This is a genomic window from Bacillus sp. z60-11 (assembly GCF_046464135.1).
Lineage (GTDB): Bacteria > Bacillota > Bacilli > Bacillales > Bacillaceae > Bacillus > Bacillus sonorensis_A.
In genome coordinates this window covers 366,975-389,315 of record NZ_JBIYSN010000004.1, presented here as the reverse complement: position 1 = coordinate 389,315, position 22,341 = coordinate 366,975, and the positions used below count along the sequence as shown (strand labels likewise).

Annotated in this window: 18 protein-coding genes and 1 pseudogene; 4 read left to right on the top strand and 15 right to left on the bottom strand. The window is 48.3% G+C overall.

The window, feature by feature from the left end:
* Nucleotides 1-124: 124 nt before the first annotated feature.
* From ACINLD_RS14140 to ACINLD_RS14105, 8 genes are all read right to left on the bottom strand, one after another.
* Nucleotides 125-769, bottom strand: a complete 645-nt coding sequence (locus tag ACINLD_RS14140) for a GDSL-type esterase/lipase family protein (protein ID WP_026585946.1) — start codon at nt 767-769, stop codon at nt 125-127.
* A gap of 76 nt (nt 770-845) precedes the next feature.
* The gene (locus ACINLD_RS14135; protein WP_026585945.1) at nt 846-1,595 is read right to left on the bottom strand and encodes an IclR family transcriptional regulator; all 750 of its coding nucleotides are present in this window, start codon (nt 1,593-1,595) and stop codon (nt 846-848) included.
* A gap of 32 nt (nt 1,596-1,627) precedes the next feature.
* Nucleotides 1,628-2,641 (bottom strand): biotin-dependent carboxyltransferase family protein, encoded by a 1,014-nt coding sequence (locus tag ACINLD_RS14130; RefSeq protein WP_026585944.1) that lies wholly within the window; start codon nt 2,639-2,641, stop codon nt 1,628-1,630.
* The gene (gene pxpB, locus ACINLD_RS14125) at nt 2,638-3,372 is read right to left on the bottom strand and encodes a 5-oxoprolinase subunit PxpB (RefSeq protein WP_077735697.1); all 735 of its coding nucleotides are present in this window, start codon (nt 3,370-3,372) and stop codon (nt 2,638-2,640) included. Before pxpB ends, ACINLD_RS14130 begins: the two co-directional genes overlap by 4 nt.
* 69 nt (nt 3,373-3,441) lie before the next feature.
* Nucleotides 3,442-4,248: a putative hydro-lyase gene (locus ACINLD_RS14120; RefSeq protein WP_077735698.1), complete on the bottom strand. Its 807-nt coding sequence runs from the start codon at nt 4,246-4,248 to the stop codon at nt 3,442-3,444.
* Nucleotides 4,239-5,450 carry an NRAMP family divalent metal transporter gene (locus ACINLD_RS14115; RefSeq protein ID WP_077735699.1) on the bottom strand — a complete coding sequence of 404 codons (1,212 nt, stop codon included), beginning with the start codon at nt 5,448-5,450 and terminating at the stop codon, nt 4,239-4,241. Before ACINLD_RS14115 ends, ACINLD_RS14120 begins: the two co-directional genes overlap by 10 nt.
* Before the next feature lie 25 nt (nt 5,451-5,475).
* A complete protein-coding gene (gene pxpA / locus ACINLD_RS14110) occupies nt 5,476-6,237 on the bottom strand; it encodes a 5-oxoprolinase subunit PxpA (protein WP_026585940.1) in 762 nt (253 codons plus the stop codon).
* Between the two features lie 285 nt (nt 6,238-6,522).
* Complete coding sequence (locus ACINLD_RS14105) at nt 6,523-7,278, bottom strand: Cof-type HAD-IIB family hydrolase (RefSeq protein ID WP_277692441.1); 756 nt, start codon at nt 7,276-7,278, stop codon at nt 6,523-6,525.
* Nucleotides 7,279-7,476: 198 nt separating this feature from the next.
* Between ACINLD_RS14105 and ACINLD_RS14100 the strand changes: the two genes are divergently transcribed.
* Nucleotides 7,477-8,196 carry a YrpD family protein gene (locus ACINLD_RS14100; RefSeq protein ID WP_409444858.1) on the top strand — a complete coding sequence of 240 codons (720 nt, stop codon included), beginning with the start codon at nt 7,477-7,479 and terminating at the stop codon, nt 8,194-8,196.
* Between the two features lie 774 nt (nt 8,197-8,970).
* Here ACINLD_RS14100 and ACINLD_RS14095 read toward each other — a convergent pair.
* Entirely contained in the window at nt 8,971-9,369 is a 399-nt protein-coding gene (locus ACINLD_RS14095) for a 3-hydroxyacyl-ACP dehydratase FabZ family protein (protein ID WP_026585937.1), read from the bottom strand.
* Nucleotides 9,370-9,471: 102 nt separating this feature from the next.
* On the opposite strand from ACINLD_RS14095, the gene ACINLD_RS14090 reads away from it, so the two are divergent.
* Nucleotides 9,472-9,660, top strand: coding sequence for a hypothetical protein (locus ACINLD_RS14090; protein ID WP_051290335.1), 189 nt, complete (start codon nt 9,472-9,474; stop codon nt 9,658-9,660).
* Nucleotides 9,661-9,790: 130 nt separating this feature from the next.
* Here the strand turns inward: ACINLD_RS14090 and ACINLD_RS14085 are convergent, their stop codons facing one another.
* Nucleotides 9,791-11,428 carry an SLC13 family permease gene (locus ACINLD_RS14085; protein ID WP_409444857.1) on the bottom strand — a complete coding sequence of 546 codons (1,638 nt, stop codon included), beginning with the start codon at nt 11,426-11,428 and terminating at the stop codon, nt 9,791-9,793.
* A gap of 228 nt (nt 11,429-11,656) precedes the next feature.
* On the opposite strand from ACINLD_RS14085, the gene ACINLD_RS14080 reads away from it, so the two are divergent.
* Nucleotides 11,657-12,322, top strand: coding sequence for a GntR family transcriptional regulator (locus tag ACINLD_RS14080; RefSeq protein ID WP_026585933.1), 666 nt, complete (start codon nt 11,657-11,659; stop codon nt 12,320-12,322).
* A 2-nt stretch (nt 12,323-12,324) separates the two neighbouring features.
* Nucleotides 12,325-13,311: pseudogene (locus tag ACINLD_RS14075) on the top strand (glycerophosphodiester phosphodiesterase family protein).
* 35 nt (nt 13,312-13,346) lie between these two features.
* Here ACINLD_RS14075 and cobA read toward each other — a convergent pair.
* From cobA to nirB (ACINLD_RS14050), 5 genes are all read right to left on the bottom strand, one after another.
* Nucleotides 13,347-14,813 carry a uroporphyrinogen-III C-methyltransferase gene (gene cobA, locus ACINLD_RS14070; RefSeq protein WP_077735705.1) on the bottom strand — a complete coding sequence of 489 codons (1,467 nt, stop codon included), beginning with the start codon at nt 14,811-14,813 and terminating at the stop codon, nt 13,347-13,349.
* 73 nt (nt 14,814-14,886) lie between these two features.
* On the bottom strand, nt 14,887-15,207 hold the full coding sequence (nirD, locus tag ACINLD_RS14065) for a nitrite reductase small subunit NirD (protein ID WP_026585931.1): 321 nt from the start codon (nt 15,205-15,207) through the stop codon (nt 14,887-14,889).
* Nucleotides 15,208-15,230: 23 nt separating this feature from the next.
* Nucleotides 15,231-17,651: a nitrite reductase large subunit NirB gene (nirB, locus tag ACINLD_RS14060; protein ID WP_409444856.1), complete on the bottom strand. Its 2,421-nt coding sequence runs from the start codon at nt 17,649-17,651 to the stop codon at nt 15,231-15,233.
* Between the two features lie 115 nt (nt 17,652-17,766).
* Nucleotides 17,767-19,926, bottom strand: coding sequence for an assimilatory nitrate reductase catalytic subunit NasC (gene nasC, locus ACINLD_RS14055; protein WP_410207039.1), 2,160 nt, complete (start codon nt 19,924-19,926; stop codon nt 17,767-17,769).
* 1 nt (nt 19,927) lies between these two features.
* Entirely contained in the window at nt 19,928-22,243 is a 2,316-nt protein-coding gene (gene nirB / locus ACINLD_RS14050) for a nitrite reductase large subunit NirB (protein WP_026585928.1), read from the bottom strand.
* Nucleotides 22,244-22,341 lie beyond the last annotated feature (98 nt).

The following is a 22,341-nucleotide window of genomic DNA, read 5'->3' as shown; positions in this document are numbered from 1 at the left end:
GTGTGACAAAATTTAATAGTGAATGTTTGATTGTGTCTTTGCCTGCGGCAAATAAACCGGGCAGAGCCTTCCAAGGCATAAAAAAAAGACCTTCTTTTATCAGAAGGATCTTTCGTTTAACGATTTAGATTTCATTGTCAAGCGGCCCATAGCCCGCCTCCCTCAGCTTTTCCGCCATGGCTTCATATCCCCTGCTGTTCGGATGAACCCGATCAAATGACAGCAGTTCTTTTTCGCGTCCTTTAAAAACGGCATACGTGTCGATGACCTTGACATGCGGCGGTGCTTCCAGCTGTTTTAAGTGCCGGTTAAAGCCGGTAATCCACTTGTCGGCCAATTCGATGTGCGGAAACGGATTGTATAAGTTGAGGAGCCGGATGACATAACAGCCGTCTTTTTCGCCCTTGATCTCATTTATTTTTTCCAACATGTTTGAGTAGTTTTTCTGGCAATGGGAAGAGGCTTCCAAAAAAACATGCTCATCCTTTTCTTTCTCGTATATGTCCAAGGATCGAAGCAGATCGTTCCCACATCCCGTGATCGTGATGACATCCGCTTTTTTAACCTGTTCTTTGACGAACGGCATATTGAGCATGTCGAGAATTTCCGCCGTCTCAAGTCCCGATTTTGCGAATTTCACTAATGAGACATCCTGCTTCAAGTCTTCCTCCACTTTTTTCTTATAGCGCTGGACAAATCCCGGCTCAAACAAGCCGGAGCCGACTCCGACGGTCAAAGAGTCGCCGAGAGCGACATATTGAAGCGTCATATCCTTTCCCCCTTCTGTTTTGTGACAGATACCATATATGTACTCGACAGAAGTGAAAAAGGATACTCTCCTTCATTTAAAAACCTAGTTTTTTGGAAATGTCGAGCGCTGCTTTTTTGACCCGTTCCGTCAAATAGGGAAGGCGGTCTTTTTGAAAGCGCGCTTCAAATCCGGCAATGCTGATACCGGCGACAACCTCGCGTTTATGGTTGAAAATCGGCGCGGCGATGGCGGATGTATAATCTTCAAGCTCTGAATGGCTGACGGTGCAGCCATTTCGGTATGATTCCTCAAGCACGTGTAGAAGCTCCTCCTTGCCGCGGATCGTTCCTGAAGCCATCGGCTTCAACTCGATTTTTTCGACATAGGAATCCCGCTCTTTTTTGGGCAAAAAGGTCAAAATGCTCCGCGCACAGGCTCCGGCATACAGCGGCGAGCGCCTGCCGATCGCCGTGTAAAGGCGAACCGTCTGTGTTCCCTCTATTTTTTCTATGTACATCGCTTCATTCCCCCGCCTCACAATCAAATGGACGGCTTCATCCACTTCATCGCGAAGCGCTTCCATAATGGGCAAGGCGATTTTCCGGATATCAAGCCTTTCTGAAACGAGCTGGCCGTATTGGAGAAATAACAGCCCTAAAGCGTACATCCCATTTTCATCGCGATCGAGAAACCCCATTTCTTCGAGAGAGCAAACCATGCGGTACACAGATGTTTTCGGCATGCCCGTAAGCTCAATCATGTCATTGAGAGAGAGCCTTTCTCTCGTCAAAAACAGATTGAGCAGAGTCATGGCTTTGACAACCGTTTTATTCCTGTTTTCCATCCCTTCCCCCTCCTGATACACATCACACTATATCATAACATGTATTCAAGCTTTAAGCGGGCCGAAAGTTCGCTGATTTTTGTCTCCCTTTCAATATACATTCGTTCTGCATCATAGAGGCTGACTAGCTCAAACTTCACCTGTTCCCCCGGCATCATCTGGGCCACAGTGGATAAGTCGGTCGAAATGATATGGGCAATTCGCGGATACCCCCCTGCCGTCTGCCTGTCCGCAAGCAGCACGATCGGATTGCCGTCAGGCGGAACCTGGATCGTTCCGAAAGATACCGCTTCAGAAATCATTTCCAGCGGTTTTTTCAGTTCAAGCACTTCTCCTTGAAGACGGTAGCCCATCCGGTCGGATTTGGCCGTCACCCGAAAAGCCTCTTGGAAAAATCTTTCCTGTGAAGCTTCGGTAAAAGCGGTCAATTGCTCTCCTTTGATGACACGGATCACCGGGTTTTTCTTCAGGGGAAGAAAATACTTTTGATCGACGGCCCATTTTGGAGCCGCGAATCCTCTCTGATTCAATTGATCTTTCAACTTCTCCATCATTCTTTCCGATAAAGGCGTCAGTTCTCCGGCCGCCAGCAGGTCGCTTTTTTGCAAAGGTCTTCCCTTGTAGCCGCCGATTCCGGCCCTGACATATGTGCTTTTGCTGTCCATCACGGAAGGGACGGCGATTCCCCCGGCAACGGCCATATACGCGCGGCTTCCCCGTTTGCACATTCCGAATGTCAGGACGCTTCCTTCCTCAACCAAGACCGGTCTCCACAGCGGTACTTCTTCATCATTTACAGTCAGTGAAAAGTCCGCTCCCGTAACCGCGATCAGGGCTCTTTTCTGAAAGCGGAGGGACGGCCCCGGGCCCATCAGCGTCACTTCAAGAGCCGCTTCATTCTCACTGTTTCCTGCAAGCATATTGGCAAGGCGCAAAGAGTCGGCATCCATTGCTCCGCTGACAAGGACGCCGTATTTTTGATAGCCGGTGCGCCCTAAATCTTGAACCGTCGTCATCAGGCCCGGCTTTAAAACTTCGATGCTCAAGCTTCTCCCTCCTTCAACCTGTTGTACTCCTCTTCAGTCACACTGACAAATTTGACAACATCTCCCGCTCTTAAATAACTTGGAGGCTGCTCATAAGGCCTGAATAACTCAAGAGGTGTGTTGCCGATCAGCTGCCAGCCGCCAGGTGTAGATAATGGATAGACACCTGTCTGCATGCCGGCGATTCCCACTGAACCTGCCGGAATCGCTGTGCGCGGAGAAGGCCGCCGCGGTGCGGCGATTTTTTCAGACATTCCGCCCAGATAAGGGAATCCCGGTGCGAAGCCGATCATATAAACGAGGTATTCACCCGCGGTGTGAATGTCAATCACTTCTTCAGGAGTCAGACCGTTGATCTTGGCCACTTCCTCCAAATCAGGGCCGAAACTGCCCCCATAGCATACAGGGATTTCAACCGTGCGTTTTTCTGCGTTTTCTTCTAGCGTCAGCTCTTGGAGGTTTTTTTTGATGAGGGCTTTTACTTTTTCAAATGGAGAATCAAAAGCCGGATCGTTCTTGATCAGTTGATATACTGCAAATGGACGATAGAAAACGGTCACGCTCGTAAATGCCGGCACACATTCAATGAAGCCTGGAAACGGATCGCTTTCAATCTGTTTTGTTAAAGCGCTTGCCAACCGCTGGATCTGTTCATCAATACCGGTTCCAAGCTGAATGATCACCGCAGAATCTCCGAGCGGCTCTATTTTTACATCTGATAAACTGTTCAATTCTACACCACCTTGCCTTTATCCCCAAAATCAAAAATCAATACAGAGCAAATGGCTCTGTATTGATCGCTATAAAACACCAAACTGTTCATCACGCACATCCGTGATCAGCATGTGACCCGGCGCATGTGTGATCATCAGCTCCGGCTTCACATGCATTGCGACCGCTTGAGGCGTAACACCGCAAGCCCAGAACACCGGAACTTCCCCTTTTTTTATTGTCACCGCATCACCGAAATCGGGAGTTGGGATGTCTTGAATACCGATAGCTTCAGGATTGCCAATATGCACCGGGGCTCCGTGAACGGCGGGAAACCTTGATGTCACCTGAACGGCCCGCACGACCTGCTCCTCCGGAATCGGACGCATACTGACGACCATTGGCCCTTTGAACCGGCCCGCCTCAACACAAGGGATATTCGTTTGATACATCGGAACATTTCGCTTTTCTTCAATGTGTCTGACGGGAATTCCATTATTCAGTAAGGCTTGCTCAAATGTGAAGCTGCAGCCGATTAAAAAACCGACCATATCCTCCTCCCACAATGGCGAGATATCCGTGACTTCGTCCGTTAATTCACCGTTTTTGTAGACGCGGTACTTCGGAAAATCGGTGCGGATATCTGCGCTCGGCGCTACGATTGCCGGAATGGGAGAGCCCGGTTCTGTGACATCGAGAATCGGGCACGGCTTTTGATTCCGCTGGCAAAACAGCAGAAAGTCAAAAGCAAGCTCCTTTTTTAAAATAACCAAGTTTGCCTGAGTGTAGCCCCCGGCCATGCCGGCTGTCGGTTCGGACAGTCTCCCCTGCCGAATCAAGCCGCGGACTTCTTCCGGGCGCATCATTTGTAAATTTCGCAATGAAATCATCCCCATAATTTTGGAATTTCATTGATCAGTGTATAGCCTCCCATAATCGCCATCACAATTACGACGATTATGCCGGGAATCGTCAGCCAAACCGGATGTCTGTAATCGCCGACAACGTTCTTTTTATGGGCGCCGATTAAGAGGGAGCCGAGTGCGATCGGCAGGATCAGCCCATTTAGAGCACCGGCAAGAACGAGCAGGTTGACAGGCTTTCCGATTGTTATAAAGCAAAGCGTTGAAATCACAATAAAAGCGATAATAATGACGTTCGAATTTTTTTCGATTTTCGGCGAAAACGTTTTAAAGAATGAAACCGATGTATAAGCGGCGCCGATAACGGATGTTACAGCAGCCCCCCACATGACGAGACCAAAGATTTTATAGCCGACATTTCCTGCGGCAAGCTGGAATACGGAAGCCGGCGGGTTATCAGGATTAATCTGCAAGCCTTTCGATACAACGCCGAGGACAGCCAAAAAAAGCGCGATCCTCATGATAGATGTAATTAAAATGCCGGAAACAGAGCTTTTCGTCACTTCAGGAATGGAATCTTTTCCTTTCACACCTGCGTCAAGCAAACGGTGTCCGCCGGCAAACGTAATGTATCCGCCGACCGTTCCGCCGACAAGCGTGACAATTGCAAGAATGTCGATTTTATCAGGCATCACCGTTTTTGTGAGCGCTTCGCCAACGGGCGGTCCCGTCGTGACAGCGACATACACGGTTAACAAAATCATGACAAAGCCCGCAATCAGCGTAAACCGGTCCATCGCTTTACCCGCTTCTTTGATGACGAAAATAAGAATGGCAATGACGGCGCTGATAATGGCTCCTGTCTTTGGTGAGATTCCGAATAAAACCTCAAGCCCGAGACCCGCGCCCCCAATGTTTCCGATATTGAAGGCAAGCCCGCCGAGGACGACGAGGAAAGCGATCACATAGCCGAGACCCGGAAAGACAAGGTTGGCGATTTCCTGGCCTCTTTTTTCAGAAACAGCAATAATTCTCCATACGTTCGTTTGAGCGCAAATATCTAAAATAATCGATACCAGGATGACAAAACCGAAACTTGCGGCCAAACTTTGGGTAAATACTGTTGTCTGTGTAAGAAAACCGGGTCCGATTGAGGACGTGGCCATTAAAAATGCCGCTCCCAATAATAGTGTCCAGTTGCTTGAAGCGGCCTTCGTTTTTTTGTTTTGCTTCAAATTGTATTCCTCCTTTTGTCGGCAATCATGTTGAGAATGCTTGTACTTTTATATCTGATAATTCCAGTTCACGGCGGATTTTTTGCGCAAATTGAAGCGCATGCGCACCATCGCCGTGAATACATACGGTATCTGCTTTCAGACTGACATCCGCTCCCTGCAGACTGCGGACTTTTCCTTCCTTGACCATACGGATGACTTGAGCGACCGCTTGATCATCGTCTTGAATCAGCGCGTCATCCTGCAGGCGGGAGGTCAATGTCCCGTCTTCCTGATATGTACGATCGGCGAACACTTCATGAGCCGTTTTCAAACCGGCTCTTTCCCCGGCGAGTACGAGCTCGCTTCCCGCCAATCCGAACAAAATCAGCTCGGGGTCTGTGTTATAGACGGCTTGAGCGATCGCATCCGATAATTCCCTGCTTTTTGCCGCCATATTATAAAGTGCACCATGTGGTTTAACATGCTGCATGTTGACACCTTCTGCTTTTAAAAAGCCGGACAGTGCGCCAATTTGATATACCACGAGATCATATGCTTCATCAGGTGTAATGGCCATATTGCGGCGGCCAAATCCCGCCAGATCCGGAAGTCCGGGGTGAGCGCCGATTTGAACGCCTTTTTCCGCCGCCATCGCCACGGTTTTCCGCATAACACCCGGATCTCCGGCATGAAATCCGCAAGCCACATTGGCTGATGTGACAAATTCGAGAATATCCTCGTCCAAGCCTATTTGATAGGCGCCAAAACTCTCTCCGAGATCACAGTTTAGATCCACTAGATTCATCATAATCCCCCCTGTTTATTGATGCCGCAATTCGCCGATTTTTAGTATATCCCCTTTTTGTTCCGATTTTCGGAACCTTTATTCCGAATAATCAAACTTAACATAGATTATAACAGGGATTTACCGTCTTGGCATCATATTGTTAAGAAACCTGACATATGTCCTAATCATATACCGGCCGAAAGGGCGCTATCATAAAGGATTTTCAGGATATTTTATTTTTCGAAATTTTTTATTTCTAAATAAAAAAGAGCCTGTTCGGCCCTTTTTTCATATATTCATCCTCTATGACAATACCCAATGTCTGATCGCTTTTGCGACACCATGTTCTGTATTGGCATCCGTAATCCAATCAGCTGTTTCTTTGACGATGTCCTGGGCGTTTCCCATGGCGACACCCAGCCCCGCTTCTTTGATCATGGCGATATCGTTTAAACTGTCGCCAACCGCCATCACATGTTCCATTGTAAAGCCGAGGCGCTCGCAAACCTTCGCCAAAGCCGCCGCTTTATTGATGCCGATGGCGTTGACTTCGATATTGGTCGGGCTGGAGTTGGTGACTTCCAGTTCCTTGTTTTTTTTCAGCTCCTCGAGCACCCGGTTTCTGACTTCGTCATCCGGAATGTCAAACCCGAATTTCAGCCATTCATACGACTGTATATCATCAGGAAACTCGCCTCTCCACACTTTATCGACGCTGGCCGCCCAAAAATCGGTTTGATGTGTATTGCGCAAATCCCACATCATCTGCACATGATCGGGGTGAAGCAGCTGGCGTTCAACCAGCTGAAAGGAAGAATCCCAGATTTCACTGCCATTAGCCGTGATCAAAAATGAAGACAGCTCCAACGACTCCGCCAATTCGCGGCACGTCATCAGCGTCCGTCCAGTGCTGAGCACGACATATACCCCTTTCTCTTCGGCTTCTTTAATCGCTTTTCTGTTTTCATCTGAAATGGTCTGCTCATCGTTCAACAACGTCCCATCCATATCCAATGCCACTAGCTTCACATCGACTCGTTCTGTTTGATTGACTGACACGATATTAAGATACCTCCAGTTTTTATAGGCTTCTATCTATTCTAATATAAAAATCGGCCAGGACAAAGAAATCGTTAAGTCTATTCACTTGGATAAAGATGTTATCATCTTGTCAAATTATTCTAAAAAAATAAACGTAAGCAGCGCTACAATAAGATTTGATCGTGCAGTCCATCAGGAAAATCGGAGGTCATATTGATGAAAAAAGTATTGATAGTGGTTGCAATCGGTACAGCCGTTTTGTTCGGAACCTGTTCAGCAGGTATTCCAGGACTTCCCGGCGCACACGCTCAAGTCGCAAAAGCAGCCAACAAACTGCCTAAAGGAATCGGGGGCCGCGCCTATTTGAACAGCACAGGTTCGATTTTTACTGCAAAAATCCAGCTTCCTAACACAATGAAAGTCTCTAACGCAACTGCTTATATTTATTCGGGCTTTCGTGCAGTCAATGGAACTGAAGCAGATATCGGTCTTCAGTACAGCAGCACCTATAACATCTGGAAACCGGTGATGAAGGTCGGGGCAAAAAATGAGGAAACCTATATTGAAGGGGAAAAGCAATTTACATACAAAAAAGGCTTCCGTCCTGGCAGCACAGTGCAAATGACCATCTATAAAAACTTGAATGGCAATACACGAGCTACATTTTGGGGAACAAACAACCACGGCTATACCGGACGCATTATCGCGGAAATCAAGGGATCAAACATCGGCTCCATCTCGAAATGGAAAACACTCGCCACCGCAGCCGTCTCAACTGAAAGTCAGCGATCCGCCATTATCGCGAACTTTTCAACCTCTTTCACTGGGATCAAGATCGATCATAAAACGGTCACACCTGTTGTGGACATTGAAGACTGTGCAACGGTTAACGCTTCTGCCGGCAGTGTCAGCATAACCGTCAAGAAAACGAAATGAACAATAGCGCCGAGCAATGCGGCTCTTAAACAATCTAAAACATAAAAAACGGTGAACGGCCTTACGCGGTTCACCATCTATTTGTCGGGACATCCCCTAATATCCTGTTATCCAAATGTAAGCTAGCATATAAAGCAGACTTGATAATATGAAATATATCGTTGTTGGAATCGCTTTTTTCTTAGAATCATCGTATTTATGATTCATGAATAACTCAAAAGAAAATATGTTCAATACCATTAAAATAAACAATATCAAAGTAGAATATACATCTCGTGTACGATACAAAAGAGTTAAACAGGTGAAAAGTGCAATAGGAGTAAAATTAACAGTCAGTTGGTATCTTTTTAAAGCAGGCTTTGGTTTGGACATGCAAGCGAACCTAGGTCATAAGCTGTTGCCATGCCAGTGCCGACTGCCCAACCTGCTGTCCTGATGCTCCTAATAACACTCCAGCCCAGCGCTACAACCCAAAACCAAAGACAACGTGACGACAGTTAATTTAAATTTTCTTTTTGAAAACAAAACATCATCCTCTAGTCTAAGATTTAATAAGCTGAAACCCCAATACAGAATTCCACCATTTTAGTAACAAATGTCATTTTATCATATATTTTAAAACTACAAAACAGATTAAAAAAGAGGAGGCACAATGCCCGCTCCTGTATTTTGCAATCATGTTATTCTCAGCAATCAGTCATCACTTGAAAAGCTTCATTTGCATCCTCATCTGTCTTCCTCTTCACATGATCACCGTTTTCAGCATCCCTTGATTCACTTGCCGCTCTCCATAAAGATTCCCAGCTCAGCTTCCGCTACTTTTGTTCCGTTAACAGAGGCCATTCCTTTTCCGAATAAAAATCCCCGTTTATAACGGGCAACTTCAAAATACAGATCAAGCTTGTCTCCCGGAACCGCCCTGCCGATGCATTCGGCTTTTTTCACAGAAGAAAGAAAGCCGAGCCCAGTGCTGTCTTCCTGTGCGGTAAATGCAGCAACCTGAGCGAGAGATTCAACCATGATGGAAAATGGCATGTCCTGTTGGCTCTCCGTGATAAACCAGTCATTTTCCGTGATCAATTTATACCCTCTCGCCCATTTTCCCGGCTCAGTATCAACAATGCAGTCGACAAATAAAAATGGATATTGATGCGGCAGTCCAGACTTGTTCACGCTTATCATCCTTTTTTATCATGATTATACCGCAATTTGGTTTATTTCTCCTGTATTTGCATCAACCTAAATATGTTGATCCGAAAAAAGGAGGCACTTCCATTGAAAAGCGCAAACCCTTATCTCTTTATTGAGAATTGCAAGGAAGCGCTCAGCTTCTACCAGGAGACACTGGGCGGAGACATTCAAAATGTGCTGCTGGCCGATGACATCGAGATGTTTAAAGGAGATGAAGGAAAATTATCTGCACGCCGAACTTCATCTCGGAAACAGCATCATCCATTTTTCTGATGTGTTCGGAAAGGAGAACAGGGACATGCTGAAAAGCCATCGAAAACAAATTGCGGAGGACATTGGCAGACTGCAGGCCAGAAAAAGACAACCACGAATAAAGCCGGGCTTAGGTCAGCCCGGCTTTTGTTTACCGCTTCAACTGGTCGGGAAAGACGGTCAGATCGACTCCCCACAGGTGAGGAAGGATATAGAACACAGCTCCGACAATTAATATCAGTGTGAAGATGTTGATGATAAATCCCGTCCTGACCATTTCGCTGATTTTTATTTTTCCCGAAGCGAAAATAATCGCATTCGGCGGTGTCCCTACAGGAAGCATAAACGCGCAGTTCGCCGCCATCGCCGCAGGCACCATCAGCGCAAAAGGATGGACATTGAGCGCCAGCGCAAGCGACGCCAGCACCGGCAGAATCATCGTGGCCGTCGCCGTATTGGATGTGATTTCAGTCAAAAACAGCACCAAAGCCGCTGAGACGACGACGATAATAACAAAATTAAATCCGTCTAATATTGTCAGCCGTCCGCCGATCCACTCGGCCAAACCCGTTTCTTTAAAGCCTGTCGCAAGGGCGAGACCTCCGCCGAACAACAGGAGGATGCCCCATGGCAAGTCTTTTGACACCGTCCAGTCCAATACCCTTCCGCCTTTATTCAATGATGGAATGAGGAAAAGCAGTGAAGCTGCAAAAATTGCGATCATCGTATCAGAAATGCCTGGTATGCGATCGTCCCATAAAAATGTTCTTGTCACCCACATAAACGCGGCGAAGCCGAACACGAGCAGCACCATTGTTTCTTCAAAGCTGATCGTTCCAAGCTTTCTTTTTTCTTCAAGAATCAATTCTTTTCCGCCCGGCAGCTGTTTCATTTTGATCGGGTGGGCGACCTTGGTCAAGTAAAGCCATACCGCCACAAGCAAAATCACAACGACCGGCACGGCAAAGGCCATCCAGCCGGCGAAAGAAATTTCCGCTCCGTACAGCTTTTGAATATTGGCCGCCAAAATAATGTTCGGCGGTGTACCGATCAGCGTTCCGAGTCCGCCGATCGTTCCCGCGTACCCGATGCTGAAGATGAGGGCCTTGGAAAATTTCTCTTCCTCGCCGGCGAAATCTTTTCCTTCGGATTTCATTACCGCAGACACCTGATGGATAATGGCCGTTCCAATCGGCAGCATCATCATCACCGCGGCCGTGTTGGAGACCCACATCGACAAAAAGCCTGTCGCCGTCATAAACCCAAGAACAATTCTTGATGTGCTTGTGCCGACGATGGATATAATGTTGAGCGCGATCCGTTTATGCAGATTCCAGCGCTCCATGGCAAGGGCAATCAGAAATCCCCCTAAAAACAAAAACACAATCGGATCGCCATAGCTTGCTGTGACAGCATCTCCTTCCAGCGCTCCCGTCAGCGGAAGCAGCACAATCGGCAGCAGGGATGCTGCAGGAATCGGCACGGCTTCGGTAATCCACCAAACCGCCACCCATAATGTGGTCGCCAAGACCATTCGGCCTTCATAGCTCAACCCTTCGGGAAAAAAGAACAAAATAACGGCGAAAAACAGTGCAGGGCCAAGCAGCAAGCCGATTTTTTGCGGCGTTTTATAGCCTGGCGGTTTCTCTTCCCGCGTGAGCTGATCTGCCTTGAACGGCACCCCGGCGTCCTTTCCGGATTTGGCGGGTACGGAGAACATCAGCAGCCTTTTGGCTTCCCTGTGTGACCTCCAAAGCATATCCCAAGCTGATGCAACATTTGATTTCATTAATATTTCCCCCTTCCCTTCTATCAATAAAGCGCTTACAATAGTAATCAATGAACAACCCGCCGACTGTCGACAGGTATAATTTAAGTATAACGGACACGGAATAGCAGTCAACACTTTTTTGTCACAAATTGATCAAGATTATGGAAATATAAGGTTGAAGGTTTTTGAAGATTTTTGCTAGACTATTAATGATTTCGGCAGTGAAAATCAAACGAGGTGAACAGCGTGAAATTTTCCATACAGCGTGCAGTCTCTTACTATGATCAAGTCCACCATTATTTAAAAGACATGATTATAAAAGGGGAATATCAGCCAGGGGAACGAATCTATGAATCGCAAATTGCCAGAGAACTGGAGGTAAGCCGCAGCCCTGTCAGAGAAGCGATTCGGACGCTTGAACAAGAAGGCCTGCTTTTCGTTGACGACAAATCGAGAATAACCGTATACGAGCCGACAATCAAAGACCTGGAGGATATTTATCAATGCCGCCAGGCGCTCGAATCACTGGCCGTAAGCTTGGCGACGCGCCTTGCATCCGCTGAAACCCTTGACCTTATAGCCGATACATTGCGCGAAGCGAATCACCAATTTGAAAAGCAAAACGGGGAATCGGCCAATGCCCTGCTTCACTTGAATACGAAGTTTCATGATTTGATTATAGAAGCGAGCGAAAATGTACGCCTGCAAAAGCAGCTTCTCGATTTGCGGTCTCTCACCTTTTTTTATCGAAGCAAAAACCTTGAAAAACGGGAGCGCAGTTTGGACATCATCGGCCAGCATGAGGAGATTTTTAAGCATATGCGGGACAGAAACCAACAAAAAGCGGCCGAGTCGATGAAAAGGCATATAGAAGCTGATCTTGATTATTTAAAAACCGTTTTGTTCGGTTAGCCATGAAAAAGGGCCGAAAGCGTTTTAAGAGAAAAGCTTGGTGGATGGTCCTCTTATTCATTACCTTTATCTATTTCAACAATTCTTCTTTTCTCGCAAACGACCGAAGCGGAAAGCCGGTGCTGCTGGCGCATCGGGGACTGTCACAGACCTTTCCGATGGAAGGGGTTGAAAGCGATACATGTACGGCAGAGCGGATTGACCGGCCTGAACACTCTTACCTTGAAAACACATTGCCGGCAATGGAAGCAACTTTTCGGGCCGGGGCCGATGTTGTAGAACTTGATATTAAGCCGACAAAAGACGGACAATTCGCCGTGTTTCACGATTGAACGCTCGATTGCCGGACAAACGGCACAGGGATGACAAAAGATTATACAATGGCAGAATTAAAAAAGCTTGATATCGGTTACGGCTATACCGCCGATCATGGAAAAACACATCCTTTTCGCGGCAAAGGCATCGGCCTTATGCCGTCCTTCACCGAGGTTCTCGAACATTTTCCAAATCGCGAGCTCCTCATTCATATCAAAAGCCATGACCCGAATGAAGGGGTTCAGCTGGCCAAAATACTCGACAGCCTCCCGCGAAAACGGCTCCGCAAGCTGACTGTATACGGCGGCGATGAACCGATTGCAGCGTTAAAGAAAACGCTTCCTGAGCTTAGGGTGATGTCAAAAAAAACGATGAAAGCCTGTCTCATTCGATATATGTCTGCCGGATGGACGGGGTACATTCCGGACGGTTGCAAACATACACAGCTGCACATTCCTGAAAAAGTTGCGCCCTTTTTGTGGGGATGGCCGGACCGCTTTTTCAATCGGATGGATAAAGCAGATACGCGGGTGATTGTGACAGGCGGAAGCGGACTTGGTTTTTCAAGCGGATTTGACACGGTTGAAAACATCAAGCGACTGCCTGAAGATTACACAGGGGGAATCTGGACAAATCGGATTGACCGGATTGCGCCTTTATACGGGAAACCATAACAAACAGCAGAAAGCAGGGGAATTCCCCTGCTTTTTTACCGATTTGCGATAGATACTTGCGGTCTGGCAGTATTCAGCTCATGTAAATAGTCTTCCAGGGGGACATCCTCTCCGGGCACATGAACGAGCTTAAATCGAGCCTCGATAGCAGCTCTTTCCGCTTCATGACTGAGGCAGACAGCATGGATATGATCAATGGCATCGTCAGGCGATATCCCGATCTCTTCCGCCTCCTTCATGAAAAGCTCGACACATTTCCGATTCGCAAACAGGATGATGTCGATGGGAAATTCATTGATTTCCCTTTTCATCATCGAGGTGAAGCGGTTATCGATCATCTGCTCATGTGTGATAAACGTCTCGCATTCAGGATGCGGTTTTGCTTCAACCGCCTGAGGGCTACCGATCAATAAACATCTGCCTGAATCGGGCAAATCTTTCTGCTGGTCAGCCATAAGCCCCCGTTCTTGGAGTGCGGCTTGGACAAGCGGCTCTGATGCGTAAAGCCGGGCGCGAATCCGTCTGATATCGATTTTCAGGGCGTTCAGCCGGCTAAAAAACAGACGCACCGATTTCTGTGATGTAAACAGGATGCTGTCAAAGCGGTCGATCCCGTTTAAGACGGCATCATCAGCGGCGGTTTCAAGCGGTTTCCACCTGGGCCATTCCATGACTTCAGCGCCCTGTTCCCGCAGAAGGCCGGTCGGCAAGTGTTCTTCTTCTCCGCTTTGTACGGCCAAAATATTCATCCCGATACAAGGCTTTTCCTCAAACCAGCTGTGCTGCCGGAATGAGATGATATCGCCGATGACGATAATCGCAGGATTTTGAATATGATGCGCCGCGATTTTTTCCCGGATGTCGCCCAATGTTCCTTTGACGCTTCGCTGACGGCCCCATGTGCCCCATTGGACCACCATCACGGGAACGAAAGGGGACTTGCCGTTTTTGATCAGCTGCTCGCATATATAGCCGAGGTTTTTGATACCCATATAAAAGACGAGGGTTTGAACGCCTCTGACAAGGCCTTCCCAGTCCATATCTGGTTTGCCTGACTTGTCATGAGCGGTCACGACAGCAAAGGATGAAGCAAAATCGCGGTGGGTCACAGGCAATCCGGCATACAGAGGCGCCGCGATTCCAGAGGTAATCCCAGGCACCATTTCGTACGGGATGCCGTGTTCAGTAATGGCGGCCGCTTCTTCGCCGACTCTGCCGAACACGCTGGGATCCCCGCCTTTCAGCCGGACGATATTGAGACCTTGTAAGCTTTTTTCGATCAGGAGTGCGTTGATTTCACTCTGCTTCATATAGTGCCGGTTTGGAAGCTTTCCGCAATAGATGAATTCACACGTTGCTTTTGCATGCTCAAGCAGCCGGGGGTTAACCAGTCTGTCATACAAAATAACGTCGGCCGACTCAATCAGCGCCTTCCCTTTCAATGTGATCAGCCCGGAATCTCCCGGACCGGCTCCCACAAAAAATACTTTCCCATTCCCCATCAACTGTCATCCTTCCATCTGCCGATTCTGTGAATGCGTCCGCTGGCCGTGTAAGCACAAACCAGCCATCAACTTAATATACGATAAACAGGTCTTCCCCTTCAATCACTGTCTCATATGTCTGGATGCAGCCTGTATCCGGCTCTTGAACTTTTCCGTCTTCAAGGCTGATCTTCCAGTCGTGCATTGGACAGAATACGAATTCGCCGCTTACCATTCCTTCGGCAAGCACCCCTCCTTTGTGGGGGCAGCGGTTTTCAACCGCGCGGACGCCGCCGTTTGAAAGCCTGAAAACCGCGATTTCCTTTCCTTCAACAACCACTGTCTTTCCGAGCTGATTCGGCAAATCGCCGACCTTTGCCACATATACCTTTGTTAAGCCTTTGTTCACCATGCGAATTCCTCCTTAAGGATTATTTAAGAAGTGACGACATTTTCAAAAAGCTGCTTCGTTGTCTTTTCATCTTCCAAAAAGTTCTTCCACGGATCTTTGTGGATAGACAGCGCTTCATTCATCCGGTCATTCAATTCTTTGCGTTTCTCTTCATCATTCAAGACGGACTGGACATGGGACAGGCCGACCCGTTCGAGCCATGCGGACGTCCGTTCTAAATAGTTGGCCGTTTCTCTGTAGTATTGGAGATAAGCGCCTGTGATTTCAATGACTTCCTCAGACGTTTTGACTTTCATCAGCAGATCGCCGGCGCGAAGATGTGTACCTCCGTTTCCGCCGACATAGATTTCCCAGCCGCCGTCAATGCCGACGACACCGAGATCTTTGATGCCGGATTCGGCGCAGTTTCTCGGACATGCCGAAACCGCCATTTTAATTTTGTGAGGGGTGTAAAGGCCTTCGAATTTTTTCTCAAGGTCGATCCCGAGAGCCATTGAATCCTGCGTTCCGAAACGGCAGAACTGTTCACCTACACATGTTTTTACCGTTCTGAGCGTTTTGCCGTAAGCAAATCCAGAAGGCATATCAAGATCAGCCCATACTTTCGGAAGGTCTTCTTTTTTGACACCGATCAGGTCGATCCGCTGTCCGCCCGTCATTTTCACAAGAGGAATGTCATATTTATCGACGACATCGGCGATGCGCCGCAAATCGTTCGAATTGGTGACACCGCCATACATCCGCGGGACGACGGAATATGTGCCGTCTTTTTGGATGTTGGCATGCATCCGTTCATTGACGAATCGGGATTCTCTCTCATCTTCGTATTCTTTCGGATTGATCATGCCAAGATAGTAGTTGAGCGCAGGGCGGCATTTGGAACAGCCTTCCGCCGTTTTCCAGCCGAGCACATTCATAACTTCTTTCGTATGTGTCAAACCTTTCTCTTTGATTTCTGCCACCACTTCATCTCTGGACAGGTCGGTACATCCGCAAATCGCTTCTTTTTGGGCGGCTGCGTCAAAGTCTGAACCGAGCGTATGCTGAAGAATCTCGGCCACAAGCGGTTTACAGCCTCCGCATGAACGGGATGCGCCCGTGCATGACTTGATTTCATCCACTGAAGAACAACCCTGCTCTTTAATGGCCTGCACGATCATTCCTTTTGAAACACCGTTACAGCCGCAGACGATCTCATCATCGCTCATGGCCGCCGTGATGCTCATGCCTTCCTCCTGATTCAAAGGCTGCAAGATTGAAACTTTGGAAGTTTCTGAAATGTCTGCCCCTTTTTGAATCATCGAAAACAGCCTGTTTCCTTCACTGCTGTCGCCGAACAATACGGCCCCGATGATTTGATTTCCACGGAGCACGATTTTTTTATAGATGCCATCCTGTTCATCAAACACCTTGAGCGCTTTTTTGCCTTCGTCATCATCCTCATTGAAGTCGCCGGCAGAGAACACTTCGACTCCGGAAACCTTTAACTGTGTTGACAAAACAGAACCTTCATACGGTTTCGTCTCAACGCCGCAGATTTTTTTGGCCATTACTTTGGCCTGCTCGTAAAGAGGAGCGACAAGTCCATAGGCAATTCCTCTATGTTCGGCGCATTCCCCGACGGCGTATATATGAGGGATTTCAGTCTCCATATAATCATTGACGATCAGCCCTCTGTTGACAGGGACGCCGCAGTCTTTTCCAAGCTGAACGTTCGGCTTGATCCCGACCGCCATGACGACTAAATCTGCCTCAAGCGTTGATCCGTCTTTGAATTTCAATCCTTCTACACGTTCGTCTCCGTAGATTTCTTCCGTCTGCTTTTCAAGCAAAAACGTCATGCCCTGTTTTTCCAATTCTTTTTGCAAAAGGCGTCCCGCTGTCGCATCAAGCTGACGTTCCATCAGATATGGCGCAAGGTGGATGACGGTGACGTCCATGCCGAGGTTGAGCAGCCCGCGCGCCGCTTCCAGACCGAGCAGTCCGCCGCCGATAACAGCCGCTTTTTTGTACGTTTTCGAAGCCTCAAGCATGACATCGGTATCCTTGATATCACGAAAAGCTGTCACACCTTCTTTATCCACCCCGGGCAATGGCAGGATGAAAGGGAGAGAGCCGGTCGCCAAAATCAATTCATCATACGGCTGAACCCTGCCGGAGTCAGTCGTTACCGTTTTGGCTTCAGGATCGACTTTGACAACCTCTTCACCCGTATATAGCTGAATACCGTTTTCTTCATACCAAGCCCAATCATTCAGTGTAATGTCTTTTACGTCCGTATCTCCCTGCAGCACCTTGGAAAGAAGAATCCGGTTATAGTTTGGATGCGGTTCTTTTCCGAAAATCGTAATCTGGAATTGGTCGTTTGAAATGTTGAGAATCTCTTCGATGGCCCTGACCCCGGCCATACCGTTCCCCACAAGAACCAGCTGCTTTTTTTCCACTATGATCCTCCCCTTTTTTTTAAACAATTCACGCGATCGTCCAAAAAATGTATTTCATCTACATCTTTAAAACTATCACAAATTATATTTAATTTTGTTAACTTTTTATGACTTTTTATGACAGTTTATTCACAATTTTGTCATCAGCAGGGCGAATGCGGACAGAAGTGACCTTAAAACCCGGCATTTTGCAAGACGGGTCCAAATCTTCCGCCACCAGACTGTTCACATTTTGCGAATCGGCCCAATGCATCGGTACAAAAACGGTGTCCGGCCTGATCGACTCTGACCATTTGCTTCTGACGACCATGCTCCCTCTTTTTGATTCAACCTTTACCAAAACGCGGTCTTCAATCTTATACTTGGCCGCTGTTTTCGGATGGATTTCCATAAATGATTCAAAGTGCCTCGCCCTGAGCGCAGCGCTTTTTCTTGTCTGCACACCTGTTAAATAATGGGACATCACCCTTCCCGTCGTTAAACAGAGCGGGTATTCTTTAGTCGGCTCATCTTTTTTGACCGCCGGTTCATTAGGGACGACACACATTTTTGCTTTTTTGTCCGGATGGGCGAATTCCGTTGCAAACAGGCGCTCTGTCCCCGGGTGCCCCTGTCCGGGACAAGGCCATAAAATGCCGCCTTCCCGTCTGAGCCTGTCGTAGGTGATGCCCGAATAATCGGCGATTCCGCCACGGCTTGCTCTCCGCAGTTCATTAAAAATCTCCTCGGCAGATTCATAGGAGAAAAAGCGGCCTTTTCCTAAAATCTCAGCAATGTCGCAAATGATTTGCCAGTCATGCCTCGCTTCCCCCGGGCAAGGCTTTGACGCCTCCCTTAATGTGACCCTGCCTTCTACGTTTGTCATCGTCCCTTCGTCTTCAAGGTAGGACGAAGCGGGCAAAATGACATCGGCCGGCCTTGCCGTCTCTGACATAAACAGGTCAACGGCTGCAAAAAACTTGAGCTGTTTTAAAGCGGCTTTGACGAAATTGGCGTTCGGGCTGGATACGACAGGGTTTGAACACATGAAAAACATGCCGGTGATCCCACCCTCATGAATTTTTTTCATCATTTCGTAAGCGGAGACTCCTTTTCGCGGCAGCTCATCTTCCGCGATTCCCCAGACATCTGCTATATAGGCGCGGTGTCTTTCGTTTTCAATGGAACGGTATCCGGGAAGCTGATCCGCTTTCTGGCCGTGTTCCCTCGCTCCCTGTCCGTTTCCTTGACCGGTGATCGCTCCGTAGCCGCAGCCGAATTTGCCGATCTTCCCAACTGATATTAGAATATTCAGTAAATTCCTGACAGCCGCTGTTCCATCTGTCTGCTGTTCAACTCCTCTTGCGGTAAACAGCATCCCCGTTTCCTCGCGGGCGAATTTCACGGCAGCCTTTCTGATCTGATCGACCGGCACACCGGTCTTTTCTGATATATCCGCCAATGACAATGAGGTCACATAGCGCTTCACATCCTCAAAGCCTTCCGCCCTCTGCCTGATGAATGTCTCATCTGTCAGCCCTTCTTCTATAATGATCTTCAGCATGCCGTTTGCAAGTGCGGCATCTGTCCCGGGCTTGATGTTCAAATGCAGATCGGCGATGCCCGCCGTCGCCGTTTCGCGCGGGTCAATGACGATGATGTAGGCTCCGTTTTCCTTCGCTTCTTCAAAGTAAGGCATGATCGTCGGCTGGCATTCGGCAATATTCGTCCCGGCAAGGATGATGACTCTCGCGTGGGGAATTTCGGAAAGCGCATTTGTCAGCCCCCGGTCCATCCCGAAGGTTTGATTGGCTGCCGTGGCCGCGGCTGACATGCACAGCCTGCCATTATAGTCTATATGCTTCGTTTTCAAGGCGACGCGGGCGAATTTACCGAGCAGATATGCTTCTTCGTTTGTCAGTGACGCGCTTCCGTAGACACCTACGGCATCACAGCCGTTTTCACGTTGAATGTTTGTCACTTGCTCCCTGATGTATTGAAGCGCTTCTTCCCACGATACACGCACGAACTCGCCGTTTTGTTTGAGCAGCGGATGTGTGATGCGCTCCGGATGGAATGCATGTTGATGGGCGTTCATTCCTTTCATGCATAAGCGCCCCTTTGTCGTCGGATTGTCTTTCCCAACCGCACTGTACTTTTTCCTGGTCACAATCGTTTGTTCGATGAGCTGTATTTTGCATTGCATGCTGCAAAACGGGCATTGCGTGTCATACGTTTTTTCCGCTTGCACTTCCTTCTGCTTTTCGCGAAAGTATTTCAATAATAATTCTGTCACTTCAGATCAGCCCTTTTATCATTTCTTGCTTCAGCAGCCGTTTCTCCCCTTCAAGCCGTTCGATCAGCTGCCTTCTGAGTCCGTTGTCAAATAGAACTTCCCGAATATGAATGATGCCGGCGCGTTCGATCCATCGCCCGATGTCTTCAAGATAATTCGCTGTTTCCCGGTAATACTGCAGAAAACCTTTAATGAAGTCACCCGCTTCCTCCAGCTGATCGGTCACAAAAATCAACTCCCCGGCAGCAGCGTTCGGTCCTCTTTGACCGCCGGCGTATATTTCCCAGCCCATGTTCGCCTTCAGAATGCCGATATCCTGTACCGCTGCACGAATACAATCATCCCGGCATGCCGATATTCCGATCGAGACCTTTGCCGGAATCAGCAGCGACCCGGCCGTTTTCTCCAAATCGGCAGCCGCTTTATGAACCATCTCCATATGCCCGCAAGTGCATGCTTTTACAGCGGCGATTGTCTGTTTCTCCTGCGGGACAACCGGCAAGTGGAGCTCTTCTTTTATGCTTTGGAGATCCTCCTGTCTGATCCCTGAGAGCCTCAATCTTTGATCATGTGTGATAAACACCTTGGGAATCTGATATTTTTCCATCACGCCGGCCAGCCGTTTCAGCTCATCTGCACTTGTCAGACCGCCGTACATTTGCGGAACGAGCGAGCATGTGCCATCTTCCTGCTCCTGTGCCTCCGCTAGGAGACCCTCATTGACCTCCGGCCTGATCATCCTTAAATAATAGTCAATCGCCGGCACGCAAACAGAGCACCCGCTGCTCTTTTTCCACCCCAGAGCCGTGATGACGTCCTGAACGGAAGAAAGATGCTTCATCTGTATTTCGTTCACGACTTCATCTTCCGTTAATGATGTGCAGGAGCACATCGCTTGTTTCAGCGTCTGCTCCTCAAATTGCTGGTCTGCAGCCACAGCCAGCAATTCTTCTATTAACGGTTTGCAGCCTCCGCAGGAGCCGGAAGCCTTTGTACAGCGCTTCACATCGTCGGCCGTTTTTAAACCGCGGACGCGGACGGCCTCGATGATCGTTCCTTTTGTAACCGCGTTGCATTGGCAAATCGTTTCCCCAGGCGGCATGGAAGCGACTGAGCTTTTTTCATCCCCCGCTTCAAACAACGCTTTTTTTATAACTGAAATATCCCTTTGTTTGACGATGCTTTCCAGCAGCTTCTCTTTGCCGCTGGTATCCCCGTATAAGATCACACCGGCCATTTTGTCGGCTTGAAACACCGCCTTTTTATAAATGCCGGCTGACTCGTCTATCAGTTTGATAGCGGTTGTCGTTTCATCTTCTTTGATTTTGCCTGCTGAAAATGCGGCGATGTTTGAGATTTTCAAGGCTGTGGATTGAACGGACCCTTGATAGCCGCCGCATGCCAAACCGCAAATATGCTTTGCCAGCACTCTTCCCTGCTCATATAAGGGATTAATCAGACCGTAAACCGTTCCATTATGCTCCGCGCACTCCCCGACGGCATAAATGTTTGGAACATTTGTCTGCATATAGTCGTTAACAATGATGGCTTTGTTTACTGAAATGCCGCTCGTCTTCGCCAGCGCGACATTCGGCCTGACGCCGGCCGCCATGACGATCAGATCGGCGCGGGTCTCCGTCCCGTCTTTGAACCGCACCCCCTCGGCGCGTTCTGCTCCCAGAATCTCTTCCGTATCTTTTTCTAAAAGAAAATGAATGCCTTGGCGTTCTAGATCATTCTGGAGCATAGTTGACGCTGGGCGATCAAGCTGATGTTGCATGATATAGGAAGAATGATGAATCACTTCAACATCCATGCCTAAATTCGCAAGCCCTGAAGCCGCCTCAAGTCCTAAAATGCCGCCGCCGATGACGGCGGCTTTTTGGTACCGCCTTGATGCATCTATAAACGCCCGGCAGTCTTCAATCGTCCGAAATCCGTACACCCCTTCTTTGTCCGCACCCGGAACCGGGAGGATAAACGGGGAAGAACCTGTTGCGACAATCAGCTTGTCATAGGCGATTTGACGGTTCTGATCAGTTGCCACCGTCCGGTTTTCGGTATTGATCATGACAGCCGTTTCTCCGGTATAAAGAGTTATCCCGTTCTCTTCATACCAGCTGTGGGTGTTCAGGAAAATATCTTCCATTCGAGCCTCGCCCTGAAGAACGGAAGACAGCAAAATCCGGTTGTAATTCAAATGGGGTTCGCTTCCGATAATGACGATCTCAAACCCGCTTTCAAGCTTTAAAATCTCTTCAATCGCACGAACCCCGGCCATGCCGTTCCCTATTAAAACCAGCCTCTGTTTCCCCATGTTCTCCCCTCCCCTCTGTGATTATTATTCCACATTGCTTCGCTAAAGCGTTCAAACCTGTGATATTTCCTGACAAAGGAATTTCGAAACAGTGCGGT

What these genes read in the sequence shown, in the direction of transcription:
- ACINLD_RS14140 (WP_026585946.1), bottom strand. Translation starts at nt 769, where the DNA reads ATGACGCTTCAATATGTCGCTCTCGGCGACTCTTTGACCGTCGGAGTC.
- ACINLD_RS14135 (WP_026585945.1), bottom strand. Translation starts at nt 1,595, where the DNA reads ATGGAAAACAGGAATAAAACGGTTGTCAAAGCCATGACTCTGCTCAAT.
- ACINLD_RS14120 (WP_077735698.1), bottom strand. Translation starts at nt 4,248, where the DNA reads ATGGGGATGATTTCATTGCGAAATTTACAAATGATGCGCCCGGAAGAA.
- pxpA (WP_026585940.1), bottom strand. Translation starts at nt 6,237, where the DNA reads ATGAATCTAGTGGATCTAAACTGTGATCTCGGAGAGAGTTTTGGCGCC.
- ACINLD_RS14100 (WP_409444858.1), top strand. Translation starts at nt 7,477, where the DNA reads ATGAAAAAAGTATTGATAGTGGTTGCAATCGGTACAGCCGTTTTGTTC.
- ACINLD_RS14085 (WP_409444857.1), bottom strand. Translation starts at nt 11,428, where the DNA reads ATGAAATCAAATGTTGCATCAGCTTGGGATATGCTTTGGAGGTCACAC.
- cobA (WP_077735705.1), bottom strand. Translation starts at nt 14,813, where the DNA reads ATGGGGAATGGGAAAGTATTTTTTGTGGGAGCCGGTCCGGGAGATTCC.
- nirD (WP_026585931.1), bottom strand. Translation starts at nt 15,207, where the DNA reads ATGGTGAACAAAGGCTTAACAAAGGTATATGTGGCAAAGGTCGGCGAT.
- nirB (WP_026585928.1), bottom strand. Translation starts at nt 22,243, where the DNA reads ATGGGGAAACAGAGGCTGGTTTTAATAGGGAACGGCATGGCCGGGGTT.